Source organism: Niastella caeni (assembly GCF_004834005.1).
Lineage (GTDB): Bacteria > Bacteroidota > Bacteroidia > Chitinophagales > Chitinophagaceae > Niastella > Niastella caeni.
In genome coordinates, this window is the sequence record NZ_STFF01000002.1 from 963,020 (window position 1) to 988,054 (window position 25,035).

The window sequence follows — 25,035 nt, forward strand, 5'->3', positions numbered from 1 at the left end:
AGTGGTAAGTAGTAAGTAGCGGGTAGGGGAAATAGGACCAGGCATTTAAAGAAGTTTTAAAAAATTAGACTATATGACGAGAAATGGAGAACATAAAGCGGGTAAGCGCATACTGTACGGGGTATGTGGGCGCATGTTGTTGGGTTTTGCGTTTCTTTTGAATGGCCTGTTTTCTTTGGGGCAAAACGTATCGAACCGGGGAACTGAGTTTTGGGTAGGGTATGGCCACCACCAGTTTATGGAGCAGGGCGGCAATAATATGAACATGGTATTATACCTGAGCGCCGAAGATCAGCCTGCAACGGTTACCGTTACTATCGATAGCAGCGGGCTGTTCTTTCCCAACTGGTGGCGAAAGACGTATACGATCCCTGCCTATACAGTCATTGCTACAGACATAATACCCAAAGGAGTGGTGAATGTAGCAGCGGCGCCCGGTGATCCGCTCAGTGATCCCAATTATGATGCCCGCCTGTTCACTGATCCGCCACCTGCCGGCACCGGCGGTGCTGGTGTGTTCAGAAAGAAAGGGATCCATATTGAAAGCAATGTGCCGATTGTAGCCTACGCACATATTTATGGTTCTGCTTCATCCGGTGCTACTATGTTGTTGCCGGTGACTGCCTGGGGATATTCTTATGTGTCGTTGAACAGCCGGCAAAGCTATGGAAGCGATTGTTACAACTGGATGTATATAATAGCCAGCAAAGACAATACGGTAATACAGGTTACCCCTTCTGTGCGAACAAGAGCGCAGAACATTACCGGGCTGCAACCCGGGGTAACTTCTACTATAACATTAATGAAAGGCCAGATCTACCAGGTAGTAGGCGCCAACGACGGAGCCGATGCTAATGGTAACGGTGGTAGTTCCGGAACAGGTAAGGAGCTAACAGGTACCATTGTACGGTCAATGGCCAATGGCGCCAATAATTGTAATCCCATAGCCGTATTTGCCGGTAGTAGCCGAACGGCCAACCCGGCCTCCTGCGGCAGTGGGGGTGGCGATAATGATAACCAGCAACTATTTCCGCAGCATGCCTGGGGTAAACGGTATTTGACCGCGCCGTTCTCAGGTTCCAGCACGCCATCTTCATTTGCAAGAAGTACCTATAAAATAGCGGTGCGCGATCCGGGCACTGTCGTGCGGGTAAATAATAACCTGATCACTGGTCCGCCTTATAACGCCACGCTCATCAACGGGAACTTTTATGTATATGAGAGCGGTACTGCCGATATAATTGAAGCGGATAAGCCCATAGAAGTAATGCAGTTCATGACCGGTGGCAGTTGCTTAGGTAACGGCGGATTAGGCGACCCGGAAATGGTGGTACTTAGTCCGGTTGAACAGGCCATTACAAGAGTTGGCTTCTTCCGGAATAATAAAGAATCTATATCTGTCAACTACGTAACCGTGATTGTGCCAACGGCCGGGGTGCCTTCATTACGAATTGGCGGCAGCGCAGTGTTTAATCATACGTATCCGCATACCAACATGAATGGATATACGGTGGTGATAAAAAGATGGGATAGCCCATTACCACCTGCTGCGCCTTTAGGGCAATGCCTGGTAACCTGCGATTCGGCTTTCACCGGTATTGCCTATGGATTGGGTAGTGTGGAAAGCTATGCTTACAATATAGGCACGTACCTGAATAACCTGAATGCGATAAGCAGTGTTCACAATGAACCCGACACTACCAATGGCGGAAAGAACAGCCATAAATTCACCTGTGTAAATACGCCGGTTAAATTATCTGCCCTCATTCGCTATCAACCGCTTAAGCTGGTATGGGGCCTTAGTGCACTGGGCGCTGTTACAACACCGCCAGCTACTGATGTTACGATTGATCCGGCCTCTAACGCTTATGATGGCACTGTTACCATCAATGGTATTACTTATTATAAATACACGTTGCCTGGTACGTATAACTTCAATACGGCCGGCACCTATACCATTCCAATTAAGTCATCCAGTTTATCACTCGATAACTGTAATAATACAGAAGAGTTGAAGATAACCGTGGAAGTAAAACCAAAACCCACGGCTGATTTTACCTTTTCGCATCCCACCGGTTGTATAAAAGATACGGTGGCATTTAGCGGTCCCGCGTCAACAGGCGCCTATACCATAGGGCAATGGAAGTGGACGTTTCCCGATGGCAGCACCGCCGGCGCGCAGAATCCGTTGAAATTACTGTCTGCCACCGGAACGCAGAATATACAACTGGCCGTAGTTACAACTGATGGCTGCGTGTCGAACGTTACCAAACCCATTACCGTATATGCGCCGCCGGTTACTACCATTAGCGCTGCCCCTTTAGCTATTTGTGAAGATGGCAGCATTACCTTCAGTGAAACCCATTCATACGGCGGTCCGGTGCCCATTAATACCTGGTATTGGGATTTTGGAAATAATACCATAGTTACTGCTACCAATGGCAATGCGCAAACAATACCTTTCCCTGATTACGGAACGTTTACCGCAAAGCATGTAGTGAAAGTGAGCAATACCTGTGTGAGCGATACGGCGTTTGTGCCGGTTACCGTGTATGCCAAGCCTAAACCGGGTTTCAGCTATCCGGCAGGTTGTTTGCCTGATAATGGCATTGTGCAGTTCACCGATACCACTAAGGTGCCGGATAATCAAGCGATCAGCAGTTGGAGCTGGAACTTCGGCGATCCCAATGCCACGCCGGGTAACCCGAATACATCAACGCAACAAAATCCATCGCATACCTACACCTTTGGCAATTATAATATTCATTTCAGTGTTACTACTGCCAATGGTTGTACAAAAGATACTACGGTAGCCGCCACGTTTAGTTTGCGACCCCGGTTAAACTATCCGGCCCTGCCGGCCATTTGCGCCAGTGTTACCACGCCTGTGTCTGTGGCTACGGCTACGGTTACCAATGGCGTACCAGGCACCGGTGTATACAGTGGTGCGGGCACTACAGCGGCTGGTATGTTTACACCTTCTGTTGCCGGCGCCGGAGCGCATTTGATCACATATACCTTTACCTCATCAGGTGGCTGTACGGAATCTATAACAAGCACGATCACCGTATACCCCAAGCCAACGGCTGTTTTTACAGTCGAAAGCGATATCTGTTTGAATGAGTCGGCAACGATCGACGATCAATCGGGCATTACTTCCGGATCCATTACTTCCTGGAGGTGGAATTTGGGTGATGGCAACTGGGTGCCCCATACCAATGGAAATTCGTTTTCACACACATGGTCTATATATAACACGTACTCCGTAAAGCTGGTTGCAGTGAGTGATCAGGGGTGCACCAGTGATACGGCAACCCGGACTGTAACAGTACATCCGCTGCCGGTAACAAATTTTAGTTTACCTGCAGCGGTATGTATGCCGGGTGGTGTTGCTGATTTCAAAAATGCCACTACGGTAGCAGATCTGTCAGCACTTGGTTACACGTGGAATTTTGGCGATAACAGCGCGGTGGTTCATACTACCGATGCCAGTCATCCGTATGCTGTTGCCAAGCCTTACGTTGTTCGCCTGGATGCTACGTCTGCCTGGGGATGTGCCAGCAGCGCTTCAAAAACATTCAGCGCGTTTTTTGATAAGCCGGTTGCCGCCTTTACGGTTTCACCCGATACTTTATGCCAGGGTTCCGATAATGTATTCGATGATGAAAGTACTTCCAATAACAGCACTATTCAGCAATGGAGCTGGAATTTTGGCGATGGCAGTTCTTCCACTAAGCAAGACCCGGTGAAACGCTACCAGCTACCGGGTAACTATACCGTACAATTGCAGGTGATCAACAGCGCAGGTTGTACTTCGCAAATAGCTACCAAACAGGTAGTGGTTTACCTGCAGCCTGTTGTTGATGCAGGGCCTTCGTTCACGGTGCCGCAGGGAACGGTGGTGCAATTCAATCCAACCGTAAATGATTCAACAGTGCTATCGTTCAGTTGGGCGCCGGCTTCGGGTTTAAGCGATGCACACAAGTTGCGGCCTTTGCTGCAGGCGATGTTTGATGAAACCTATACGCTTACGGCTACAGGTGAAGGGCAATGCACCGCATCTGACTTCCTGAAAGTAAAAATATTAAAACCGGTTTTAGTGCCTAACGCATTTTCTCCTAATGGCGATGGCATTCATGATACCTGGAATATTACGAACCTGAGCGATTATCCTGGTTGCACGGTGGAAGTATTCAACCGGTATGGCCAGCGGGTGTATTACTCATATGGGTATGCTACACCGTGGAATGGAACTGTAAGTGGTAAACCATTGCCGATGGCTACTTATTACTACGTGATCCATTTGAAGAATGGGTTTAAACCGAGAACGGGTTCAATAACGATAGTGAAGTGAGGGGTAAGTTGAAAAGTTAACAAGTTGATAGAGGAGAAAGTAAAAAAATAAATAAACAAAACGATACGCAATGAGAAACAGCATAATATTACTAACGCTTTTTTTAAGCGTTCAAGCGGTGAAGGCGCAGGTAGATCCGCATTTTTCGCAATACTATGTCTATCCTGCCTGGCTGAACCCGGCCTTAACAGGAGCATTTGATGGCGATTACCGCATCTCTGGCATCTATCGGTCGCAGTGGGGGAATATCAGTAGTCCTTTTACCACGCCGGGTGTGGCCGTTGATTTCACTACGAACAAGAATTCCAACTTCGGCGCCAGTGTGTTGAACCAAACGGCTGGCGATGGCGGTTATAATTATCTCACTGCCTATGCCAGTTATGCCTATAATGGGGTACGGTTCGGGCCGCAGGAAAATCATCGCGTGGTGATGGGGATGCAGATCGGGGTCATTCAACGGCGGTTCAACCGGTCGAAACTGACGTTTGGCGATCAGTGGAACCCGATCACCGGTTATAACCCGGGCGCTATTTCTGCAGAAGCGTTCAGTAAAACTTCTTCCACTTCATTTGATGCGGCTGCCGGTATTCTGTATTACGATGCTCAGCCGGGTAAAAGAATGAATTTATTTGGCGGTTTTGCCGTATCGCACCTTACGCGGCCCGATGATAAATTCAGTGAGTCAGGTAAAGCCCGCCTGCCCATGCGATATACCGGTCATGCAGGTGTTAGAATAACGTTATCGGATGTTCTCAGTTTAACGCCTAATATCTTATACCTGAAGCAAGGTTCGGCAACGGAAAAAATGGTGGGCGCGTATGCCCGCTTAATAGCTGCCCCCGGCACCGATGTAATGCTTGGCGCTAATTACCGCTTTAAAGATGCCTTGTCTCCCTTTGTTGGCTTTGCTCATAAAAATATTGTGCTGGGTGTGAGCTATGATGTGAACACATCTACCCTCGGAAAGATGGCGAATGGCTCCAACAGCTTTGAAATATCATTGTCCTTTATTGGTAGAAGATCAGTAAAGACACCCGAAGTAGATTTTGTCTGTCCGCGCTTATAGTCATAGGTACACCAATGTCCGGCGGTTGGTTTCTACCAACCGCTTTTTTCCCTTCGACTTTTCGGCTTCGCTCAAAGCGAGCCCGCTCAGGAACAATACCCTGTCAATATATACAAGAGCGATTGCTGCCTATGAAAACCATGGTAAGAGGTACGTAATAAAAACTAACACATGAAAAAGTTATTAGCCACCGGAATTATTGGTTGTAGTATGTTAGCTGCCAATGCACAGTTTACATACGATTATTTGCGGGCAGCGGATAATTATTATAAAAAAGCAGATTATTATTCTGCCGCCCAGTATTATGAAAAATATTTAGGCACTGCCAGTCAAAAAATTAAGACGACTGAATATAGCCCCTATACGGTACCTAATTCGGCGAAGAAGAAAGATGTTCCGGTAAGCAGCCGGCAGTTGGCGGTTTACCGCGTGGCAGAAAGTTACCGGTTGTTGCACGACCATGCCAAAGCGGCCACGTATTACGGTCAGGCGGTTGATGCGAATAGTGGCGAATTTCCACTGGCCCGCTATTATTATGCTTTAGAATTGCGTGCGCTGGCAAATTATGAGCAGTCAGAAAAGGAATTCAATCGTTTCCTCGATGAACATAGGTCCGATGATCAGTATGGCGAATCGGCGAAGAAGGAATTGATGAGCCTGCGGTTCATTCAAACCCAATTAAAAAAGAAAGACCTGAAACTGTACAGTGTGCAAAAGGCCGGCACTCCGTTAAATACGGAAGGCGCTAATTATGCACCCGTATGGTTGAACGAGAATACCTTGTTGTTTACCTCTACCCGTGTTGATAGTACTTCTGGCAGGAACCAGTCGCACATTAACCGGGTGTATACTACGCCGGTAACGGATGGTTTAACCGGTGAAGTGAAACTGTTGCCATTACCACAGGCGAATGCCATGCACCAGGGCGTAGTAAGTCTTACGCCTGATGGGAATACGTTGTTCCTGACCCGGTGGATGATCGTGGGTGGTAAAAAAGTGTCTGGCATTTACAGCAGTCGTAAAAACGGTAATGGCTGGAGCGAACCGGTGTTGCTGGATAGCTTCATTAATGCCACTGGTTTTAGTGCACAACAGCCTTTTGTGATGCCCGGCGGGAATTACCTCTTGTATGCAAGCGACAAAAACGGCGGTTATGGTGGGTTTGATCTGTGGTATGCCGAACTGGATGAAAGTGGTAAACCGGTGCGTACAGCCAATTTGGGCGATGTGATCAATACCGCTTATGATGAGCAGGCGCCGTATTATCATGCCCCTTCTTCCTCCCTTGTTTTTTCCGGCAACGGAAGAGTAGGGATGGGCGGCTATGATTTTTTCTATAGCAAAGGCTCAATGGATGCCTGGGCGGCGCCGGTAAACTTTGGCTACCCGGTAAATTCGGTTAAAGATGATATTTATTTCGTAAGCAAAGGCGGAGTGAAGAATGTGCTGGAAGATGTCTGGCTTAGCTCTGACCGCGAGGCCACCTGCTGCCTGGAACTGTTCTATTTAAAAAAGGTAATACCTAAAAAGCAGGTGAGCGGACAAGTAGTGTCTTGCGAGGATAAACTGCCGTTGTCGGGTGTTGCTATAAAGATCATAGATACTATTCAAAATAAAGTAGTGTATACGCAGACCACTGCGGTTGATGGAAATTATTCCTTTACGCTGGATGAGTTTCAACCGTTGAAGGCTGTGGCTTCTGTAAGTGGCTACAGCGATGGCTCGCTGCCGTTCTATGCGCCGCTGGATGAAGAAGCAGAACAGTTGACCAACCCGGCTATTTGCCTGGTGAAAGATGTACCGCCGGTTGATGAAGTGATCGTGTTGGATAATGTGTATTATGATTTCGATAAAGCTACCCTCAAAAAAGAATCGCATGCTTCGCTTGATAAACTGGTAGCCATGATGACCGCTCATCCGGAGGTTGTTATTGAGCTCAGCGCCCATACTGATAATAAAGGGAATGATGCATACAATCAACGCCTGTCTGAAGCAAGGGCCCAGGCTTGCGTAGCATACCTGATCAGCAAGGGCATCGATAAGGACCGCCTGCAGGCAAAAGGATATGGTTCAACACAGCCTATTGCTCCGAACTCTAATGATGATGGCAGCGATAATCCAGAAGGAAGGCAGCAGAATAGAAGGACGGAGTTTAAGGTATTAGGGAAATAGCAAGTCGCTAGTAGCGAGTGGGGAAAAGCGGGGATAGGGTGGTAGGTATATCAGGAACTTTGAATAAAGGCCCTACTAACCATTTACTACTAGCTACCAGCCGGTATAATAAAAACGTAGCACATGAAAAAGTTATTATTCAGTTGTTTGTTCGCAATTGTAAGCATACAAACTCAGGCACAACAAAAACCGCACTACACCCAATATATCCTCAATCAGTATATCATAAATCCGGCGCTGACGGGTATTGAAAATTATACTGATATTAAAGCCAGTCACCGGCATCAGTGGGCAGGTGTGCAGGATGCGCCGGTTACCACGTATGTAACCCTTCATACGCCCATCAATAAAAAAGATTTTCGCACCACAGCGACCTCTTTTGAGATGCCGGGCGAAAATCCGCGCGGTAAGCGGTATTGGGAAGAATACACGGCTGCCGAACCGCATCATGGTGTTGGGTTGCAGGTGATCAATGACCGCACCGGTCCGTTGAATTATTTCTCTGCTTACGGCACCTATGCCTATCATATAGGCATCAGTGTAAGAACTACGCTGGCGGCCGGTTTTGGCGCCGGGTTCACCAGTATCAGCTTAAATAGCAGTAAACTCGATTTTGGCAATGTGCAGGTTGATCCCGCAGTATATAATAATGGCATGATCAATACCATGAAGCCCGATTTTATGGCCGGTGTATACCTGTATTCAGCCGATTATTTTGTGGGGCTTTCTGCACAACAGATCATTCCGCAGAAAGTGAGCTTTTCAGACAATGCGGTGAAAACAACCAATGGCAAAATGGTGCCGCATTTGTTTGCCACTGCCGGGTATCGCTTTTTATTGGGAGAAGATTTCAACCTGATCCCTTCGGTGATGGTAAAATATGTGCAACCGATGCCCATCCAGTTCGATGTGAATGCGAAGCTGCAATACCTCGATGTAGCGTGGTTTGGGGCAGGTTACCGGTTTAATGATGGCTTCGCCGGGATGGTTGGCCTGAATATCGGTCACAAATTCAACATCGGGTACTCTTACGACTATACCACTTCCGGTTTAAACATAGTGAGTAAAGGCTCACACGAAATAATGGTGGGCTTTCTACTCGGAAATAAATACGATGATGGCTGCCCGAAGAATGTATGGTGAGGGAACGTGAAACGGCATACGTGAAATCGGGCCCGACAGCTATCGGGGCGGCAATTTCTGTAACCTGCAACTTGTAACTCCTGTCAACCGGTACCCGGTAACTGGTAACAGGCAACTAGTTTATTCATCAAATACAAAATAAAAACCAAGAACATGAAACGCACAAATCAAATTAGCCTGCGCCTTATCTTTTATTACATGCTGGCTATTGCATTAACGGTTACTGCCTGCAAAAAAGGGGATACTGGCCCGCAAGGAGAGAAAGGCGACAAAGGCGAAAAGGGTGACAAGGGCGACAAAGGCGACAAGGGTGAAACCGGGTCCGCCAATGTACAGTATTCGCCCTGGTTAGATCTTGCTTTTGCGCAGGATGCTACCAGCGGTGTTTTCTTTACGCAGATCACTGAGCCAAAGGTTACCGATAATTTATTGTCGAACGGGGAAATAAAAGTGTATATCAACTTTGGTACTGCCGCTAATAAAGTAATAACACCGTTACCATTCCGGGAAGGCAATGCCCAGATCACGCCTTTTTATGCAGTAGGCACTATTGAGCTGGATGCCAATGTAAATGCTTCTACGGGTACCGATCAGGCCACCGGCGCTAAATTCCGCCAGTACCGGTACATCCTTATTCCGGGTGGCGCCACCGTGCGTATGGGCAAACAGGTTGACTGGAATAATTATGAAGAAGTTAAAGCATATCTCGGGTTAAAGGACTAATGATCTTTTACCGTGCTACGGTTTGGAACCCTGGCACGGTTAATAGTCATAACGTAACCACGCTACCGCATTTAAATTGGTATGGGCAGTGCTTTTTCTCGTGCGTTACGTTTGGCCCCGGCGAACAGCCGGGGTTTTTGTATTTTAAAGAGTATTCGTTATCCCGCTAGGTAGTTATATTTATTGTTGCTATAAGCCGTTCATACTGTATCATTATCCAATGTTCCATCCCGTTATCTGGTATGAACCAGAACTTATGAGTAACTCCTTATTTAAAAAAATCAATATCTTCCTCAAGGTCAATGAACAAACCATCGATGGCTACTTCAATGCCAATGACCCGGCGCCTATTTATAAAAGGCAATTGAGCCAGGAGTTTGAGGAGTATATTATGAACTATGCGCCCAGCATAAAAAGATATTCAACCGTTACCTATAAATTGAACTGTGTAAGTGAATCTGATAAAGAATATATAGAACCGTTGGTGCATGCCATTCGCCGGCATTTTTCATTAAAAAAATCCATTAAAGAGGCGGAGTTTAAAAAATTTAAAAAGCGCAACTGGATGCTCCTGGCATTTAGTCTCATTGTTGTTATGTTCTTTCAGGGGGTAATGCCGGTCTTGTTTAATGAGGAGCATCGCATACATTCTGCCTTTAGCAACGCATTGGATGTATTTAGCTGGGTAATACTTTGGAAGCCTATTGAAAAACTCATCTTTTACTGGAACCCTTTCTTAAAAGAGATCTCCATTTTCGATAAGCTCATCAATGCGCCCATCATAATCGTAGGTGAGAAAAAGAAAATGGAACCGGAACCGGTGGAGCATGCTGCATGATAAAGCTTCCTTCCATATTGCTTCTCTTCCTGGCGTTCATGAGCCGGCCTGGCTTTAGTCAGTCAGCCGTCATGTTAGAACAATATCACCTGGTAAACAGCGGTCAGCCCTATTTATATATGCCGGTTATGCATTACCAGCATTCGAAGAACTGGTATGCAGAAGCGCGCTACAATTATGAAGATGCAGAAACCTTTTCGCTCTACCTGGGCCGCACCTTTTCGGTTCAAAAAAGGGACTTTAACTTTTCCTTCGTGCCCATGCTGGGCGGATCGCTGGGGCGGTTCAAGGGTGTGTCAACCGGGTTGAACATTGATATGGAGCTCAATAAATTCTTCTTTTCTTCCCAATCACAATATTCACGGTCAACCGCCGTCTATGGCGATTACTTCGTGTATAACTGGTCTGAGGTGGGGTATCAAAGCCTGAAATGGTTTTACGCAGGTGTGTCTGTTCAACATACGCACGACCGGGTGATCGGCAATGAGCTGCAACCCGGGGTAATGATCGGCTTTACCTTTAACAGATTCACCATTCCGGTGTATACATTCGAGCCGTTTAACAGTGGAAGGAACTTTATCGTTGGTGTTACCATGGAATGGACCCGCAAAAAGAAAAAACAGCCTGCATATCCTGTAGTAAAAGGCGATCCGCCGCCTGCTGTCAGCAATGCTGCCTATTAAGCCTGTAAGTTAGTTTGGATAAGCATTTTTACTTAGTGTTGTTTTAGGAAACCAGTAATTCTATTTTTCGAAACAATTAGAAGCGAAATAGCAGGTGATAGACTCCGTTATTTTGTGGTTATAAACCATTAATTGAAATCTGATTGTCTGATGTCCTAAAGATAACCGTATGAAACAACGCTTTACTTTTCTCTTTGCAACCTTGTTTGCCGTATATGCAAATGCCCAGGTGAAAATCGGAGATAACCCGAACACCATAAATGCCAACTCCCTGTTAGAGCTGGAGAGCACCAATAAAGGATTTTTACCACCCCGTGTAGCATTGAACAGTACCGCTTCCATAGCGCCCTTAACCGGCACCGTAACCGCCGGGATGATGGTATACAGTTCAGGCGGTACATTGGCCGATGGGTATTATTACTGGAATGGCACCGCCTGGCGGCTGCTTGAAACCAGCGAACTGAACACTGTGGCCAAATCAGCTACCACTACATTGACCAAAACAGAAACATTTGTTTTAGCCAGCAATGATATCACTCTTACGTTGCCTGCCATTACAGCTTCTGATAACGGATTAAGTATTACCGTTAAGAACGTAGGTTCGCATACCCACCTGGTTACGGTTGATGGGGATGGCGCCGCTACTATCGATGGCGATACGATCAGTACGTTAACGCGTTACATTGGACAAACGTTTGTTGCCAATGGCGGTAATTGGGTGATAAAGAATAAAGAAAAGAGACCTGCACACCTGCTTGATGTAAATGTGCATAGCAGCTGGACCACCTTGCAGGAAGTGGTTGAATTCCTGGATGCCCATATGACTGCGCCTACAGTAGTACGGTTAGATGAAGAATCATACAGCGTAGCCTCTACGCTGGTGATCGACCTGGATTACCCGGTTACTTTTCAGGGACCATCATATGGCCATTCTACCATAGCGGCAGCCAGCGGTTTGGCCGGTAATCCGATGTTCCGTTGTGTGTCGGACTGTTATTTCAAAATGCTGCAATTCAATGCCACTACTTTAAGTGGTTATGGAACATCTGCAAACGAAGATGCCATCCATTTTGCAGGCAGCGGCACTTATAATGAAATTAAAGATTGCACGTTTGACCGTTTTTATAACACCATTTACGATTCAAGCAATGCCGAGATCTGGGTATTTGAAACAGATATTTCCAATGCACGCCGAAGTGGTATCATGGTGCATGGCAACGCATCGGGCGTAATTGTAAAAGTTGCTGAAACAGATTTTATTGCTTGTGCAAGAGGTATCAACCTCGATAAGGCTACCAATGCCACCATCCAGTTGGCTTCCGGAGGATATTATAATGCCACCGCCACCGATACGGCTATTGTATACAACCCCTCAACCTTCACTGGTTTTGCCAGCATTTCCATTACCAATAATTCCTGGAACAACACCGGGAAATACATTGAAGGATTCGATTTTACCCGTACCGATGGCCGGGATGCCAATGCGATCCTGGAAGGCAATGCCGGTATGGGTGATAAGAAACCATACGCATACCTTACTGTATTGAACAATACAACCAATACGGTTGCTATATCACCCGCCAACGCATGGGCAAAAGCGAACTGGGGCACTAATACCAGTTCCACCACCTGTAAATGGACGATCGTTAACAACAAGATCACCTTTCAGCCTACAAACAAACGGAATGGCTGGTTCACGATCACCGGTAATTTGTCGGTTGATGGCTCCAACCGGGTGATCTCCATTGGTATAGTGAAGAACGGGGTAAGTACAACCCGATTTGGGGAAACCACTATCCGTACCAATACAGCTAACCAACCATATCCTTTTGCCTTTGTGGTGTATTTAGAAAATATTTCTCCTGCCGATTATTTTGAAGTGTATGTTTCATCCAACACCAATAACGACGTAATTAAAATACAGGATATTCAATGGTTGGCAAATGCGCAATAATACCGCATCTGTTACCATTCCAAACAATTGTTTTAACCATTGAATAAAGTCGATACTATGAAAAGGATGATACTACCTGTTGCCTTGTTGTTGGCAGCGGCCGGTGCAAATGGCCAGGATGTGTTGCATAACAGCGGCAACTTACAGGTGCATTCGGGTGCTTCTTTATGCAGCCATGCAGCTTTTACCAATTCATCATCCGGTGCGTTGGTGAATAATGGCAGCCTGTATGTAAAAGGAAATCTCACCAATGACCAGGCTGCTATGTCGGCCGGCAACGGTGTATTGTATATGAACGGCAGCGCTGCACAAACTGTGAGCGGAACGCAGTCGTTTAAAACTTATCAGTTAGTTACCAATAATGCTGCCGGCATTACATTAAATAACAACCTCAGCGTGGCCAATGTGCATACGTTCACCAATGGAATGATCGTTACGTCAGCCACGCCCAATTACCTGGTATATGAAGCCGGCGCTTCGTATACCGGCGATGCCGATGCCCGCCATGTGAATGGTTGGGTAAAGAAATTGGGAAATACTGATTTCACTTTCCCTGTAGGCAATGGCACGTATGAACGTACAGTGGCTGTAAGTAATTTGTCGGCCAGCAGTGAATTGAATGCCAGGTACCGCTCCGCCACGCCCAATAGCACGAGTGTGCAATCGCCAATATTGTTGGTGAATACCAATGAATATTGGGAGATCAACCGCATAAGCGGTGGAACGGCACAGGTTACGCTTAACTGGAACCATAGCAAAGTCGCTTTCCCGAATTATTTACTGTCAGAGGTCCGGGCTACGTATTACAATACAAGTATGTGGGTAAACGAAGGTGGTTCTGCAACGGGTACCGTTACTACTACCGGTAGCGTTACCTCAAATGCGGTTAACTCGTTCGGGTATTTTGCCATTGGCAGCGTGGGGTATGTGCTTCCAATGCATTTCATAAGTGTAGCGGCGCAACGGAAGACCGGTACTACGGTTGTACGCTGGAAAACAGCGCGGGAATCAAATGTTGACCGGTATGAAGTAGAGCGGCTGAACACCAGCGGCAGCTTTAGTAAAATAGGCAGCGTGAAAAGCCATAACAGCCAGGATGAAACAAACTATGAATATATCGACGACCTGCCATTAGTGGGTACAGCCATGTATCGCATCCGCTCGGTTGACCGGGACGGACAGCAGAGCTATTCCCGTATTGTATCTGTTTCTGAAAACAACAATGCCGCTTCCTTCCTGGTGCTGAACAACCCTGCGCACGAAGCCATTTACCTGTCTTGCTCAGCGGCCTTTAAGGGCCAGTATCAATACGAGCTGTTCAATACATCAGGGCAGTTAATGCAAAGCGGCACGTTGAAGATAAATGGTGTTGATATTGTAACGATACCGCTGGCTATGAAAATAGCGCCCGGTATTTACCTGCTGAACGTTAAGAATGAAGCCTTCCGGTTTGCGAAGCGAATTTTGGTGAAATAGGGGGAGCAGGAGGTAAGAAGTAAGAGGTAAGAAGTTCGTAAAGTTGAAAAGGAGATGTAAGTAGTTAATGTAATAGGTATATAATAAGAATAGGTTATAGGTATAGGACATCACATCAGGAACAAGCCATCCGTCATCAGACGGGTGGCATTTTTTTTAATGATAAGCTGTCCTGTTTATGAACCGGCATAAAATAATAACGCCCCTGCAAGAGGGGCGTTGAGTCAGCATATAGTATTGGTTAGTAAGCAAACAGACCGGCTTATACCGGGTGCGCAATGCTATATTCCTAATCCTGATTTCATTTTTTGGAAAAACGACTTTTTAACTTCTTTCTGCCGCGGTTGGTACAATTGTTCAACCCGTTGCATAATAGTGGCCATTTTATCGGGGCTTAAAGAGGATTTAACCACATAATCGAGTGCGCCATGTTTATGAGCTTCTTTCGCTACCTGGCTGTTTTCCTGGCCGGAGATAATATACACCATGATACCGGGATTGATAGCTTTGATCTTTTTCAACACTTCAATACCGTTCATGCCTTCCATATTATAATCCATAATAACAAGGGCCGGTTCTTCCTTGATCTCCTGCAGGCACTCATCACCGCAGTTAAAGGAAACTATTTCAGTATAGCCCAGGTTCCGCAGGAATTGCTCATACAGCGTAAGGCAAAATATATCATCATCTACAATAAAGATCTTCATATCGGGATATTGGGCCATGGTTATAGGGTTTTAAAATGGTTAACTGTTTAATCGTACATGTGCCCGGCGTAATACCGGTAGAACATGTTATAGGAAAACGCCGTATGTGCGCTGCTATTGCGGTTTAATTACCAGGGAAGTATAAAACTAATACTTGTATTAGCAGGAGGATAAGGGTTTGTGCTTAATGTCGGTTACCGGTTTCCGGTTCCCTGTTCCCGGGCCCATAGTGCGGAATGCCAGCCTATAGTCAGCCTGCCATAAATTGAACCCCGGTAACTGGTACCAGGTAACTGGTAACCCGCCTGTTATCTGGCTTATTGCCTATTGCAAATTGCCTGGTGGTTACTGTATCACGATCGGCTGCACGTAGTGATTGTCGCCATAGCGGATAGCAATTTTATAAATGCCCCTGTCAAGGTAATGCGGCAGTTGAACCGTATGGGTTGAATGTAAGTCGGAATGATTCAGGAAGTGTTTAAAAACCTGCTGGCCGGAGAGTGAATAAATGTGAACTGTGAAAACACATTGTTCTATGTTGTACAGTTGTAGCCAGAATTTTTTCTGTGATACCAGGTTGGGGTATACAGTAATACGCTGTACGCGTTTTTTCGAATGGTCGGTTAGAGGCAAGGTGTTCATGGGAAGCGAGCGGTATTAGGATATTGTGATTAGTTGCGCGCGATGAAGTTAATAATTATACCGATTGATGCCAATAGTATACCTACGAGTTTTATCTCGTACCCATCTTGTCCACCTGTTATATTTAGAGCTATATTAATATGAGATTAACAGTTCGGTTATACCATCATGGTATTTACCAATGGTTTATAGCTTATTTACTGCGGGTTATTGCAAAATACCCTGTGTTATCTGCGTGTTATATATTATTTTATTATACGAATCAGTTGAGGGGTTACTTTCTTCTGCAACAGGTATTGTTGAAAAGTTTTGATCAATATTTCACCACCTGCCAGGTAAAAGGTCGCGTTTTGCCAGGCCATCCAGCAATGGGGATGCATTTCTTCCATCCATTCAATAGCATTTTGTGCAGGCTCACCGGGTAACTCCGGTACGCTGTCGACCAGCAATTTCAGCATGGATAAAACAGCCTCATACTCCGGGTGTAACTCCAGTATCCCAAAATATTCATGACCTTTTTGTAAGGCGATTTCTTTTAATGCGTTGAATAATTCAACGGTAGTTTCATCACCCACGAAAAAATGATGTGTAGCCTGCTTATCGTATATATTGTTTGCCAGGGTAATGGTTACAGGCTGATCGTCACCAGCAATAGACAGGTAATTGTTTTCAGGTTCTTCATGCTGCCAGGTGACTATTTGTTTAGATATATCAAACATTGTTTATGTTTTGTTTACGAAACAGATATTTTACCTTTACAAAAATAGAAAGGGGGAGCCTGGGCGTTTTTATATAAAACGGATTAATATTTACACCAAACGGATTTTATGGGAGTTAATGTCTTCGACGAGTTTGGCAAGCTGTATTTTGTAGGCGAAGTTTTTTCGAACGAAACTGTAGAGCAGCCGCTTGTTACAGAACGACGGGAGGTATATAGTTTTCCTTTTGGTAATGCTGAAATAGTGCAATTGGCTTTTTCAGGCATTTACATCGTATATGGAGATATGCTCTTATATAAAGCCCAAAAGCTGAATTTTGAAATTACCGGGGATATTGACCTGGTGGAAATGCATTTTTCCCTGGCCGGCGATGGGAGGATGAAAAACCTGCTTACCGGAAAAGAGTTTCATTTCAAAGCCAACGAACATAACCTGCATTATACACCTTCCTTTACCGGTACGGGCGAATACGGAAGCACTAAACACTATAAATTCTTCGAAGTACATTTTACAAAACGCTTTTTCATTGAGCTGGCAAAAGACAGCAGCCCCTCACTGATGCAGTTTGCCGAAAAGATCGCTAAAGGAAAGGAAAATGACCTGAGCCGGGAGAACATGCCTATTACCTTTGCCATGCACCAGTGCATAAACGATATCATGCATGCAAATTTTACCGGCGGCCTGAAGCTGTTATACCTGCAATCGAAATGTATTGAACTGCTATCCATGCAGGCGCAGATGCATGAAGATGCGGCCAGCAAGGCTGCTTCCCTTATCTGCAAACCGGGCCACGACACTGATAGTATACACTTTGCCAAAGAATATTTGCTGCAACATGCTGCACAACCACCATCCCTGACCGAGCTGGCAAAGATTGCCGGGATCAATGAATTTAAATTAAAGCAGGGTTTTAAGGCTTTGTACAATAACACCGTGTTTGGTTACCTTTCTGATTATAAATTAAACCAGGCGCGGGATCTGCTTGTTAGTAAAAGTTCCATTAAAGAAGTGGCTGACCAACTGGGGTATTCTTCCGTGCAACACTTCAACAGCGCCTTCCGGAAAAAGTTTGGTCTTCCGCCGGGAAAGGTGAAGAAGGGTTGAGGGGAATCGGCAATCGGCAATCGTGAATCGGCCGTGTTTTTCACGTATTTTGAAAGCGTGATTTGTGTCATTGCGCTTATAAGGGTCATCTTTGCTTTTGCAGTCGCCAGATCTGTATGTACGGAAAGCAATTGCCTGCGCAACAATCTTCCGGTTTCTGTTTAGGCCGGCCGCAATCGCACCAGAACTTTTTATTGGCATACAGCATGTAGGCATCCAGTCCTCTGGCGGTACCTTTAATTAGCGTATCAGGACCGCTTGCATGCATTACTTCCCAGCCGAACTGACCGGGTATTTCTTCCAATTTATTGTTCACATAAAAGCGCCAGGGATGTTTGTGGGTTTGATCGGCCCAATACACTTTCAGGTCTGAGGTGTTCCTGTGATCCAGGGTTAACAGCGCGGCATGATAGCCATCGCACACAGAGACGATAAATACACTAAAGCCCCGTTCTTTGCCCACCCGCGAAAGCAACGTGTTCCATAAACTTCTTTCCATGGCAACCGGTTGTAAGCCGCGGCTTACAGGATCGGCTTTTGTAATGGGCACCCACTCGCCTTTACGCATAGATAAAAAGCGAACGGTATCGTAACTGCGGATGTAAAAACTATCTTTTAACCGTTTGGCCAGTGCGTTAATGTCATTGTTGAGGAAGTTGCCGTTTAAAACCGCCTTGCGGCTATAGAGGCTATCGGGTATGGACGATTCGCCAAAAAGCAGCATGTCTAACCCCGCCCTTACCGTATTAATACATTTATGCCGGAAACCGGGCCGCCAGTTTGAATCTTTGGGTTGTTCTTCCAGCGAAGCGTTGGCGATGAAAAATTGCTTTATGCGTTCTACATCTTCTATGGAGAATACCGGTGTTCTCAGAAGGGAGTCTTTTTTTGTGGTGCTGTTTGTCTTGCCGTTTCCAGGCGAATTAAAGGCAACATGCAGGCTACCGTACAAAACAGCTACAATAACAGGATACACGATCAGCAAATGAAATTTCATAAGGTATTGGGGTTTCAGAAACGGTTATTTGATCGCAATATCATACTTATTTAGCAATCCTATAACGCCGGGATAAGAAAATTGTGCTTTTTTAATCCGGTTCATATCCGGGTCAATGATATAATTGAAGGCAGTACGAAAATCAACTTTTTCTAAATTCGTGTTCTCGAATTTTGCATTGGTGAGATCGCATTTGTCAAAGATGCTTTGGGTAAGGTCAGCATCCGTAAAGTCAACTTCCTGCATAGTGCAGTTGATAAACTGCGTCTTTATTAAAGGCCGTTTATAGAATGATGAATAATTGATCACGCAGGTATCGAAACTCACGGAGAACAAATAGTGATCGCAATTCTCAAAGTTAATGCCCAGCATTTTGCAGCCGGTGAATTTAATATCATTGAGCGAGGTTTTCAGCACTTTGATATTGCTCAGGTTACAGGTGGTGAATGTGCATTCGGTGAATTTAAAACCCGACAGGTCGCCAGTTGAAAAGTCGCAGTTCACAAAAGAACAATATTCATAATGGCCTTTGGTTAGTTTGCCGGAAGTAAAAGGTATGCTTTCAAATACCTGGTCTTCAAAATAAGTTTCGTTCATGGTATGCCTTTAATAAGGCCTAAAATTAGCAAGATGACAGTGGTAGCAAAGGGTATTATACAGATATTTTTTTCATATAAGGGTATCTATTTTCCCCTGAATACTTTGTTTTTCTGTTTGTGTTTTCGCCAGGTCATACGCATTTTTATAATAGGATAGGGCTTTTTGATCATTGAGGTTGTGGTATAATTCACCCAGCAGCAGATAATAAAAATGATTATTGGCGTGCGGTAATTGTTCCGCTTCCTGTATGGCAGCTTCTTTTCCTTTTGCCTTATATAAAGCAAATATCCGGTTCAGCGCTACCACCGGTGAATAATTTATCAGCAACAACTGGTCGTATAAATGCAGGATGTTTTCCCATTTAGCCTGGGTATCTTCCTTGATGCAATGCCAATAGGCGATGCCTGCTTCCAAATGATAAGAGCTTACTTCATCACCATTAGCGGAGTTATTTAAAAAATGAATACCCTGGTTGATGAGCGCTGTATCCCACAAGGCAGTATCCTGCTGTTCGTACAGCACCAGTGTATCATTGTTATTTTCCCGGGCATTGAACCTCGACGCGTGAAAGCTCATGAGCGCCAGCAGCGCATTTGTTCTTGGACGGTTGGTGCGCTCGTATTCAGTAAGCATAACGCCGAGGCGCATAGCTTCCAGGCAAAAGTCTTTGCGTAGAATGGTGTTTTCCGTCTGGGAATAATACCCTTCGCTGAAAAGCAGGTAAATGATGTGCAATACGTTATCGAGCCGGTTAACCAATTCCTGGTCGGGCATGCCGCCATCAATAGGAACCAGTTGCACGTTCTCATTCCGTAGTTTTTCCCTGGCCCGGAATAATCGTTTGTTGATGGTTTCTTTATTGGTTAGGAAAGCTTCGGCAATTTCATCGATGCCAAAACCGCAAAGAATGCGCAAGGCTAACCCGATCTGCGCTTCGCTGGCAATGGCCGGGTTACAAATGGCGAACAACATTTGTAACTGGCTGTCTTTGATATTCTGTTGTGAGAAGTTCACTGCTTCGGCTTCTTCTTCTGTTGGTTGTTGGGCTTTAATTTCGGGGACTACTTTTTGTTCGTAGATCTTATGCCGCCTGAAATGATACAGCGTTTTTTGTTTGGCCACAGTATACAACCAGGCAGCCGGGTTGGGTGGTATGCCTTTTATGCCCCAGGTTTCAGATGCTGCCAAAAAAGTTTCACTCACGATATCTTCAGCAATTTCAATATGTTCCAAGCCATATTGCTTACTGATAACCGCCACCATTTTAGCAAACTCCTGCTGAAATAATTGTTTGAGTGATTCGTGTTCTTTCTTCATAGGAAAAGAGAAGGTGAGCTTTCCGCTTGCGAAAACTCACCTTTTTAAATTATTGAAATACCGGCCTTACTTCAACACTGCCATCGGCATCCAGGGCCGGACAGCCATGCGCCAATGTGAGCGCGTCTTCTATATTTTCTGCTTTTACAACCAAAAAACTGCCAAGTCTTTCCCTGATCTCAACAAAAGGGCCATCGGTAATAACACCACCGGGTTTCAGCACTTTGCCTTCGGTAGCCAGGCGGATACCGGTAGTAGCTAATTTTCCCTGTGCGGCAATGCCACCTACCCAGTCCTGCCATTTTTTCGTAAGCGTCTCCATTTCTTTAGGCGAAACATTATTGTAGTCATAGCTGGGTTGACGGAATAATAACATGAACTCTTTCATAATTTTTTTTATTTATAGTCCCGCTTTTCGACGGGGCAAGTTAGTAATTAAAAGAACCAAAAAGCAAATCACAAGAACCAAAAAACAAGTTCCCTAAAGCAAAAGATAAGTACCAGGGAAAAAGCTACAAGTTGCACGCTGCAAGCAAATACAGTTGAATGCCTAAAGCAAATGCGGAATGCAAGCCAGGATCAATTTGTAATAAACAATTTGCAATAGGCAATGGAAAATTGTGAACTAAGAACAAGAACCCCCGTTAGGCATATTGCCCCGGAGTGTATGTGCCCACCATAGCAGGGTTAGGGAATGCAATGTTTACCCGGTTATAGCTGTTGATGGCTATTATGGCAAAGGTGAGGTCGATCAGTTCTTCATCAGAAAATTGTTCGCGGGCAGCTTCATGTGTGGCCGCATCTACATGTCCGCCTTTGAGTTTTGTCAACGCTTCGGCCAATGCCAATGCAGCCCGTTCGCGTTCGGTGTAAAAGGGGGCTTCGCGCCAGGCATCCAGTACAAGAAGGCGTTGTGTGGTTTCGCCACCTGCCAACAGGTCTTTCGAATGCATGTCGAGGCAGAAAGCGCAACCATTGAGCTGCGACACCCGGTAATAAATTAAATGTAAAAGAGGCTGTTCTACTACTGATTTGTGCAGATAGGCGCCCAGGCTGTTCAAAGATTTCAATGCGCGTTGTCCTTTTTCGTGTACGTTAATGGTTTGGCTCATTTGTTTTGAATTTATCATTATTGAATGTTGTGTTTATACATCAATAATGACCGGGACAAACCAAATTGGACAGGCTCGGAAAATTATTTTTAAATTTTTTTTGAACTGGTGGCGGGCGGCCGGTTATTCGCCCTGACCGGGCAGGAAAAAAGATTGCCCCGTTGAGTACAACAAAAGGGGGCAATCCTGTTATTAGGCGTTGAAACACTATTATTTACAGTGAATTCAGCTGCTCGTTGATAGCAACGGAAATAACCTGGCCATCGGCTTCCAGTTTGGGAAGGTCGGTTTTCTTAATATCTGCAGTAAAAATATTTGCCGTTATTTTTTTGCGCAGTGACAGCCAGGACGGTACATAGTTGGGTTCGCGCACATTAATAATGACATTCAACACCGGGTTGGCATCGTTTGCCGACACCTTACCCGTCACTTTCGACTTGCTTAGTTTGTGCTTATCCATATCCTAATTTACAAAAAAAAACGGGTATCGCAATGGATACCCGTTGATTATGTAATGCATTGATTTATAATGCCCGTTTCCGCTTTGTGCGGCTCGATTTCTTGGCGGTTTTAGGTGGCGTTTTCTTGGGTTGCTTTTTGATCAGTTCGCCCGGCGTAGCATCAAATGCCTTTACCGCGGCAGTCTTTACGCCTGATAGTAAGCCGATCATATCTGGCACAAAAATGCGACCATAACCGAACCGGCTATCCCATGCTGCATCGGGCGGGTTTAACCGGCCTTTCTTCGTAATAATAGTACGCAGTTCATCAATAGTAAGCTTTTTTCCGGCGGCGGCAGCGGCTGCGTATAACAGGGCAATACAACCGGTAACAGCGGGTGCAGCCATGCTGGTGCCCGACATCAGTGTTCGCTCTTTTTTAGTGGTTGAATTAGCGGCCAGTATATTGCTGCCCGGTGCTGAAATTTCAGGTTTATGCCGGCCATCACGTGTGGGGCCTTCACTGCTGAACCAGGAAATTGGAGAGCCTTTTTTGGTGGCGTCATATGAAGCAACGGTAATGGACTTATGGCTGCACGAAATAGAACCCAGTGTATGGGAGTTGTCACGGGCGCCGCCGAATGTAGATGGGCCGCGGTCGTCGCGTTCTATCCAGCCATGGAATGGTACTGCTTTAGAATTGTTGTTGATGAGTCGAACGGTCCAGTTACCGGGGTTGTGTTCTTTTAGCCAGATGCCAATCACATTATCGTGGTTATTGGGATCATTAAGGCGGTTGCTGATCACCAGTTGAACCTTACCGTTGGAATCTTTTACCTGCCCGGTTTCGTCGGGTTCCACCGTTCCCAGGCTTTGTCCGGTAGGGTCAATCACTTCAACCAATAGCTGGTCAGAGCCTTTGTACCAGATCTCCAATTCATTTTCGGTAAAATCGTTACCGTCTACCAGCCAGCTAACATCGTACGTACCGTTGCCGGGCACCTGGCCGGCAGTATGAATGCCATCTTCATGCGAATTGGCAGCGGCTATTACTACCGCGCGGTTAGGCTTTTCCTGCAGCATGCCATCGATGGCTTTTTCAACGAGGGTAGAACCGTCGTGCGGCCCGCCGTTAGTGCCGAGGCTGATATTGATAACGCAGGGTTTGTCGCCGGCTTCATCAAAAATAAAGCGGATGGCCTCAACCAGGTTTACCGAATCGCCAAAGTTTTTGCCTACAACATCAGGGCCTTCCCAGGGAATATTGCTGGTGCTGAGCTGAACAAAGATCAGGTCGGCGGCAGGTGCAACGCCCGGGAAGCCGGAGCCTTTACCATTACCGGCGGCAATATCCATTACGTGCGTGCCATGGGCGCCGGGATGCAATAGATGGCCGAGGGTTTCATAAGGCTTAGCGCTTTTGATGGCTTTGTTTATATCGTTCGGTAAGTGTAAACGGCCGTAAGGAACACCGTTGCCGTTGGTGCTGGCTGTTTGGTCCCAGAATTTTACCAGGCGGGTTTTGCCGTTCTTATCCAAAAAGTTCTGGTGTGCGAAATCGCAGCCGAAATCGATGATGCCAACCAAAACGCCCTTGCCGCCGGTTTGTTTTGCCGGGGTAGAAGCATATTTGTTGGCGCCCACATCGGGAACTGTTTTGTGCACAGCCTCTGTTACTTTGCGGGCCGCTTTCAGGCTTTTTACAAAAGGCAGGCTACGAATGTGTTCAATGCGTTGAATGGGGATGCGGCCGGTTACAATGGCTGGTTCATTACCCCTTGCCCTGGTAATTAAAGTGGGGTTTCTGACTTCTTGTTGATTATTCCAGCTTTCTGTATCGGTTACGCTTGCAATAACCGCCAGTTCATTTTCGCTGGTAGAACTGGTAGGTGATTTGCGGATGCCGCTACGGTGCAGCAGGATGGCTTGTTGCAGCTTAGGGTCCATGGGAGTAAGCTTTTTTTCACCGGTAGCGCTCCGGCTTTTTGTTACGGGTATGTAACTGGTTAGGCGGGTAGTTACTTCGGTGGTAATAATTTGATTTGTTTGTACCACAGCAGTATTCATAGTTGGGGTACTTTTTGATGATTTAGCCATGTCAATACATTTTTTAGCGATTACTAAATGGCGTTTTCGGGAGGTATGGGAGAAAAATGCTATCAATCAGAGAGGAACAGGCGTTACGATAAATGTTAGTCTAATATTACATCAATCAGGATAAATAAAAAGGCGTGTTTTTCACGTATTTTGGATGACTGGGGTGTGGGGATCGAACAGCGTCTTTCGAAAAGGGGCAGGTTGGTGAAGTGAAAGTAGTATTTAAACAAGTGCCATGCAATACCACGTTAGTGGTAGCTATAACAGGCAGGTGTGTTGCTGTTACGCGCTATAATTCCTTCTCCATATAAATAGCGCCGGGTATGGGGTTGAAGCGATAAGGTTCAATTTCCCGGAAACCGAACGATTGGTACAATTTGATGGCGGCGCGCATGGAGGGAACGGTATCGAGCCGGATGGAACGATAGCCCATTTGTTTGGCTTCATCGAGCGCCAGTTGCATCAGTTGTTGCCCGAGTTGAAGGCCGCGGTAACCGGCATCAACAAACATTCTTTTAAGTTCAGCGGTATTGTCGTCGATCTTTCGAACGCCCGCACAGGCAATGGCTTTATCGCCATCATAGGCTAATAATAATACGCCGGTAGGGGCGTTGTATTCAATGGCAATTTGTTGCATTTCTCTGTCCACATCCTGGAAGGTCAGTTCAAAATCCAGTGACCGGATATACTGCATAAAAAGCCGTTTCCCATTTTCAAAATCCATTTTCGTTTCCGCTTTTTGCAGCGTACAGGTATTGCCGGTATTCATACAATGCTTTTCTGTAAGCGCAAAGATATTATTCCCGGTTCAACGGAAACAGGAGCAGATGGGGAAGAAGGGGGTGGATCAGAGGATTGTCTTAATTCCCCACATTTTTGTTTATTGTCTTA

At 45.8% G+C, this 25,035-nt stretch carries 21 protein-coding genes; 10 read left to right on the forward strand and 11 right to left on the reverse strand.

Annotation, left to right across the window (positions count from 1 at the left end):
- Positions 1-73: 73 nt before the first annotated feature.
- The 9 genes from FAM09_RS11260 to FAM09_RS11300 all read left to right on the forward strand — a co-directional run bounded on the left by FAM09_RS11260 (position 74) and on the right by FAM09_RS11300 (position 14,409).
- On the forward strand, positions 74-4,354 hold the full coding sequence (locus tag FAM09_RS11260; RefSeq protein WP_243751650.1) for a PKD domain-containing protein: 4,281 nt from the start codon (positions 74-76) through the stop codon (positions 4,352-4,354).
- Positions 4,355-4,424: 70 nt separating this feature from the next.
- Positions 4,425-5,420: a PorP/SprF family type IX secretion system membrane protein gene (locus tag FAM09_RS11265; RefSeq protein WP_136577185.1), complete on the forward strand. Its 996-nt coding sequence runs from the start codon at positions 4,425-4,427 to the stop codon at positions 5,418-5,420.
- A 171-nt stretch (positions 5,421-5,591) separates the two neighbouring features.
- Positions 5,592-7,592, forward strand: coding sequence for an OmpA family protein (locus FAM09_RS11270; RefSeq protein ID WP_136577186.1), 2,001 nt, complete (start codon positions 5,592-5,594; stop codon positions 7,590-7,592).
- Between the two features lie 123 nt (positions 7,593-7,715).
- A complete protein-coding gene (locus FAM09_RS11275; protein ID WP_136577187.1) occupies positions 7,716-8,735 on the forward strand; it encodes a PorP/SprF family type IX secretion system membrane protein in 1,020 nt (339 codons plus the stop codon).
- A gap of 153 nt (positions 8,736-8,888) precedes the next feature.
- The gene (locus tag FAM09_RS11280; RefSeq protein WP_136577188.1) at positions 8,889-9,458 is read left to right on the forward strand and encodes a hypothetical protein; all 570 of its coding nucleotides are present in this window, start codon (positions 8,889-8,891) and stop codon (positions 9,456-9,458) included.
- Between the two features lie 256 nt (positions 9,459-9,714).
- Positions 9,715-10,296, forward strand: coding sequence for a hypothetical protein (locus FAM09_RS11285; RefSeq protein ID WP_243751651.1), 582 nt, complete (start codon positions 9,715-9,717; stop codon positions 10,294-10,296).
- Positions 10,293-10,979, forward strand: a complete 687-nt coding sequence (locus FAM09_RS11290; RefSeq protein WP_136577190.1) for a hypothetical protein — start codon at positions 10,293-10,295, stop codon at positions 10,977-10,979. Before FAM09_RS11285 ends, FAM09_RS11290 begins: the two co-directional genes overlap by 4 nt.
- A gap of 169 nt (positions 10,980-11,148) precedes the next feature.
- Positions 11,149-12,933: a hypothetical protein gene (locus FAM09_RS11295; RefSeq protein ID WP_136577191.1), complete on the forward strand. Its 1,785-nt coding sequence runs from the start codon at positions 11,149-11,151 to the stop codon at positions 12,931-12,933.
- A gap of 57 nt (positions 12,934-12,990) precedes the next feature.
- Positions 12,991-14,409: a T9SS type A sorting domain-containing protein gene (locus tag FAM09_RS11300; protein ID WP_136577192.1), complete on the forward strand. Its 1,419-nt coding sequence runs from the start codon at positions 12,991-12,993 to the stop codon at positions 14,407-14,409.
- Positions 14,410-14,690: 281 nt separating this feature from the next.
- Here the strand turns inward: FAM09_RS11300 and FAM09_RS11305 are convergent, their stop codons facing one another.
- From FAM09_RS11305 to FAM09_RS11315, 3 genes are all read right to left on the reverse strand, one after another.
- Entirely contained in the window at positions 14,691-15,134 is a 444-nt protein-coding gene (locus FAM09_RS11305; protein ID WP_136577193.1) for a response regulator, read from the reverse strand.
- Between the two features lie 327 nt (positions 15,135-15,461).
- A complete protein-coding gene (locus tag FAM09_RS11310; RefSeq protein ID WP_136577194.1) occupies positions 15,462-15,758 on the reverse strand; it encodes a T9SS type A sorting domain-containing protein in 297 nt (98 codons plus the stop codon).
- Between the two features lie 245 nt (positions 15,759-16,003).
- Complete coding sequence (locus FAM09_RS11315) at positions 16,004-16,477, reverse strand: hypothetical protein (RefSeq protein WP_136577195.1); 474 nt, start codon at positions 16,475-16,477, stop codon at positions 16,004-16,006.
- Between the two features lie 108 nt (positions 16,478-16,585).
- Between FAM09_RS11315 and FAM09_RS11320 the strand changes: the two genes are divergently transcribed.
- A complete protein-coding gene (locus FAM09_RS11320) occupies positions 16,586-17,581 on the forward strand; it encodes a helix-turn-helix transcriptional regulator (protein ID WP_136577196.1) in 996 nt (331 codons plus the stop codon).
- 85 nt (positions 17,582-17,666) lie between these two features.
- Here the strand turns inward: FAM09_RS11320 and FAM09_RS11325 are convergent, their stop codons facing one another.
- The 8 genes from FAM09_RS11325 to FAM09_RS11360 all read right to left on the reverse strand — a co-directional run bounded on the left by FAM09_RS11325 (position 17,667) and on the right by FAM09_RS11360 (position 24,913).
- Positions 17,667-18,578, reverse strand: a complete 912-nt coding sequence (locus FAM09_RS11325; RefSeq protein WP_136577197.1) for a hypothetical protein — start codon at positions 18,576-18,578, stop codon at positions 17,667-17,669.
- 24 nt (positions 18,579-18,602) lie between these two features.
- A complete protein-coding gene (locus FAM09_RS11330; RefSeq protein WP_136577198.1) occupies positions 18,603-19,175 on the reverse strand; it encodes a pentapeptide repeat-containing protein in 573 nt (190 codons plus the stop codon).
- Positions 19,176-19,247: 72 nt separating this feature from the next.
- Positions 19,248-20,495, reverse strand: coding sequence for an RNA polymerase sigma factor (locus FAM09_RS11335; protein WP_136577199.1), 1,248 nt, complete (start codon positions 20,493-20,495; stop codon positions 19,248-19,250).
- Between the two features lie 49 nt (positions 20,496-20,544).
- Entirely contained in the window at positions 20,545-20,883 is a 339-nt protein-coding gene (locus tag FAM09_RS11340) for a YciI family protein (protein ID WP_136577200.1), read from the reverse strand.
- A 256-nt stretch (positions 20,884-21,139) separates the two neighbouring features.
- Complete coding sequence (locus FAM09_RS11345; RefSeq protein ID WP_136577284.1) at positions 21,140-21,607, reverse strand: carboxymuconolactone decarboxylase family protein; 468 nt, start codon at positions 21,605-21,607, stop codon at positions 21,140-21,142.
- 214 nt (positions 21,608-21,821) lie between these two features.
- Positions 21,822-22,067 (reverse strand): hypothetical protein, encoded by a 246-nt coding sequence (locus FAM09_RS11350; protein ID WP_136577201.1) that lies wholly within the window; start codon positions 22,065-22,067, stop codon positions 21,822-21,824.
- Between the two features lie 64 nt (positions 22,068-22,131).
- Positions 22,132-24,144 (reverse strand): S8 family peptidase, encoded by a 2,013-nt coding sequence (locus tag FAM09_RS11355; RefSeq protein ID WP_136577202.1) that lies wholly within the window; start codon positions 24,142-24,144, stop codon positions 22,132-22,134.
- A gap of 289 nt (positions 24,145-24,433) precedes the next feature.
- A complete protein-coding gene (locus FAM09_RS11360) occupies positions 24,434-24,913 on the reverse strand; it encodes a GNAT family N-acetyltransferase (RefSeq protein WP_136577203.1) in 480 nt (159 codons plus the stop codon).
- Between the last annotated feature and the right edge of the window lie 122 nt (positions 24,914-25,035).

Excerpts from the sequence above, each read along its gene's own strand:
- FAM09_RS11260 (WP_243751650.1), top strand. The coding sequence starts at position 74 with ATGACGAGAAATGGAGAACATAAAGCGGGTAAGCGCATACTGTACGGG.
- FAM09_RS11265 (WP_136577185.1), top strand. The coding sequence starts at position 4,425 with ATGAGAAACAGCATAATATTACTAACGCTTTTTTTAAGCGTTCAAGCG.
- FAM09_RS11270 (WP_136577186.1), top strand. The coding sequence starts at position 5,592 with ATGAAAAAGTTATTAGCCACCGGAATTATTGGTTGTAGTATGTTAGCT.
- FAM09_RS11275 (WP_136577187.1), top strand. The coding sequence starts at position 7,716 with ATGAAAAAGTTATTATTCAGTTGTTTGTTCGCAATTGTAAGCATACAA.
- FAM09_RS11280 (WP_136577188.1), top strand. The coding sequence starts at position 8,889 with ATGAAACGCACAAATCAAATTAGCCTGCGCCTTATCTTTTATTACATG.
- FAM09_RS11285 (WP_243751651.1), top strand. The coding sequence starts at position 9,715 with ATGAGTAACTCCTTATTTAAAAAAATCAATATCTTCCTCAAGGTCAAT.
- FAM09_RS11290 (WP_136577190.1), top strand. The coding sequence starts at position 10,293 with ATGATAAAGCTTCCTTCCATATTGCTTCTCTTCCTGGCGTTCATGAGC.
- FAM09_RS11295 (WP_136577191.1), top strand. The coding sequence starts at position 11,149 with ATGAAACAACGCTTTACTTTTCTCTTTGCAACCTTGTTTGCCGTATAT.
- FAM09_RS11300 (WP_136577192.1), top strand. The coding sequence starts at position 12,991 with ATGAAAAGGATGATACTACCTGTTGCCTTGTTGTTGGCAGCGGCCGGT.
- FAM09_RS11305 (WP_136577193.1), bottom strand. The coding sequence starts at position 15,134 with ATGGCCCAATATCCCGATATGAAGATCTTTATTGTAGATGATGATATA.
- FAM09_RS11310 (WP_136577194.1), bottom strand. The coding sequence starts at position 15,758 with ATGAACACCTTGCCTCTAACCGACCATTCGAAAAAACGCGTACAGCGT.
- FAM09_RS11315 (WP_136577195.1), bottom strand. The coding sequence starts at position 16,477 with ATGTTTGATATATCTAAACAAATAGTCACCTGGCAGCATGAAGAACCT.
- FAM09_RS11320 (WP_136577196.1), top strand. The coding sequence starts at position 16,586 with ATGGGAGTTAATGTCTTCGACGAGTTTGGCAAGCTGTATTTTGTAGGC.
- FAM09_RS11325 (WP_136577197.1), bottom strand. The coding sequence starts at position 18,578 with ATGAAATTTCATTTGCTGATCGTGTATCCTGTTATTGTAGCTGTTTTG.
- FAM09_RS11330 (WP_136577198.1), bottom strand. The coding sequence starts at position 19,175 with ATGAACGAAACTTATTTTGAAGACCAGGTATTTGAAAGCATACCTTTT.
- FAM09_RS11335 (WP_136577199.1), bottom strand. The coding sequence starts at position 20,495 with ATGAAGAAAGAACACGAATCACTCAAACAATTATTTCAGCAGGAGTTT.
- FAM09_RS11340 (WP_136577200.1), bottom strand. The coding sequence starts at position 20,883 with ATGAAAGAGTTCATGTTATTATTCCGTCAACCCAGCTATGACTACAAT.
- FAM09_RS11345 (WP_136577284.1), bottom strand. The coding sequence starts at position 21,607 with ATGAGCCAAACCATTAACGTACACGAAAAAGGACAACGCGCATTGAAA.
- FAM09_RS11350 (WP_136577201.1), bottom strand. The coding sequence starts at position 22,067 with ATGGATAAGCACAAACTAAGCAAGTCGAAAGTGACGGGTAAGGTGTCG.
- FAM09_RS11355 (WP_136577202.1), bottom strand. The coding sequence starts at position 24,144 with ATGGCTAAATCATCAAAAAGTACCCCAACTATGAATACTGCTGTGGTA.
- FAM09_RS11360 (WP_136577203.1), bottom strand. The coding sequence starts at position 24,913 with ATGAATACCGGCAATACCTGTACGCTGCAAAAAGCGGAAACGAAAATG.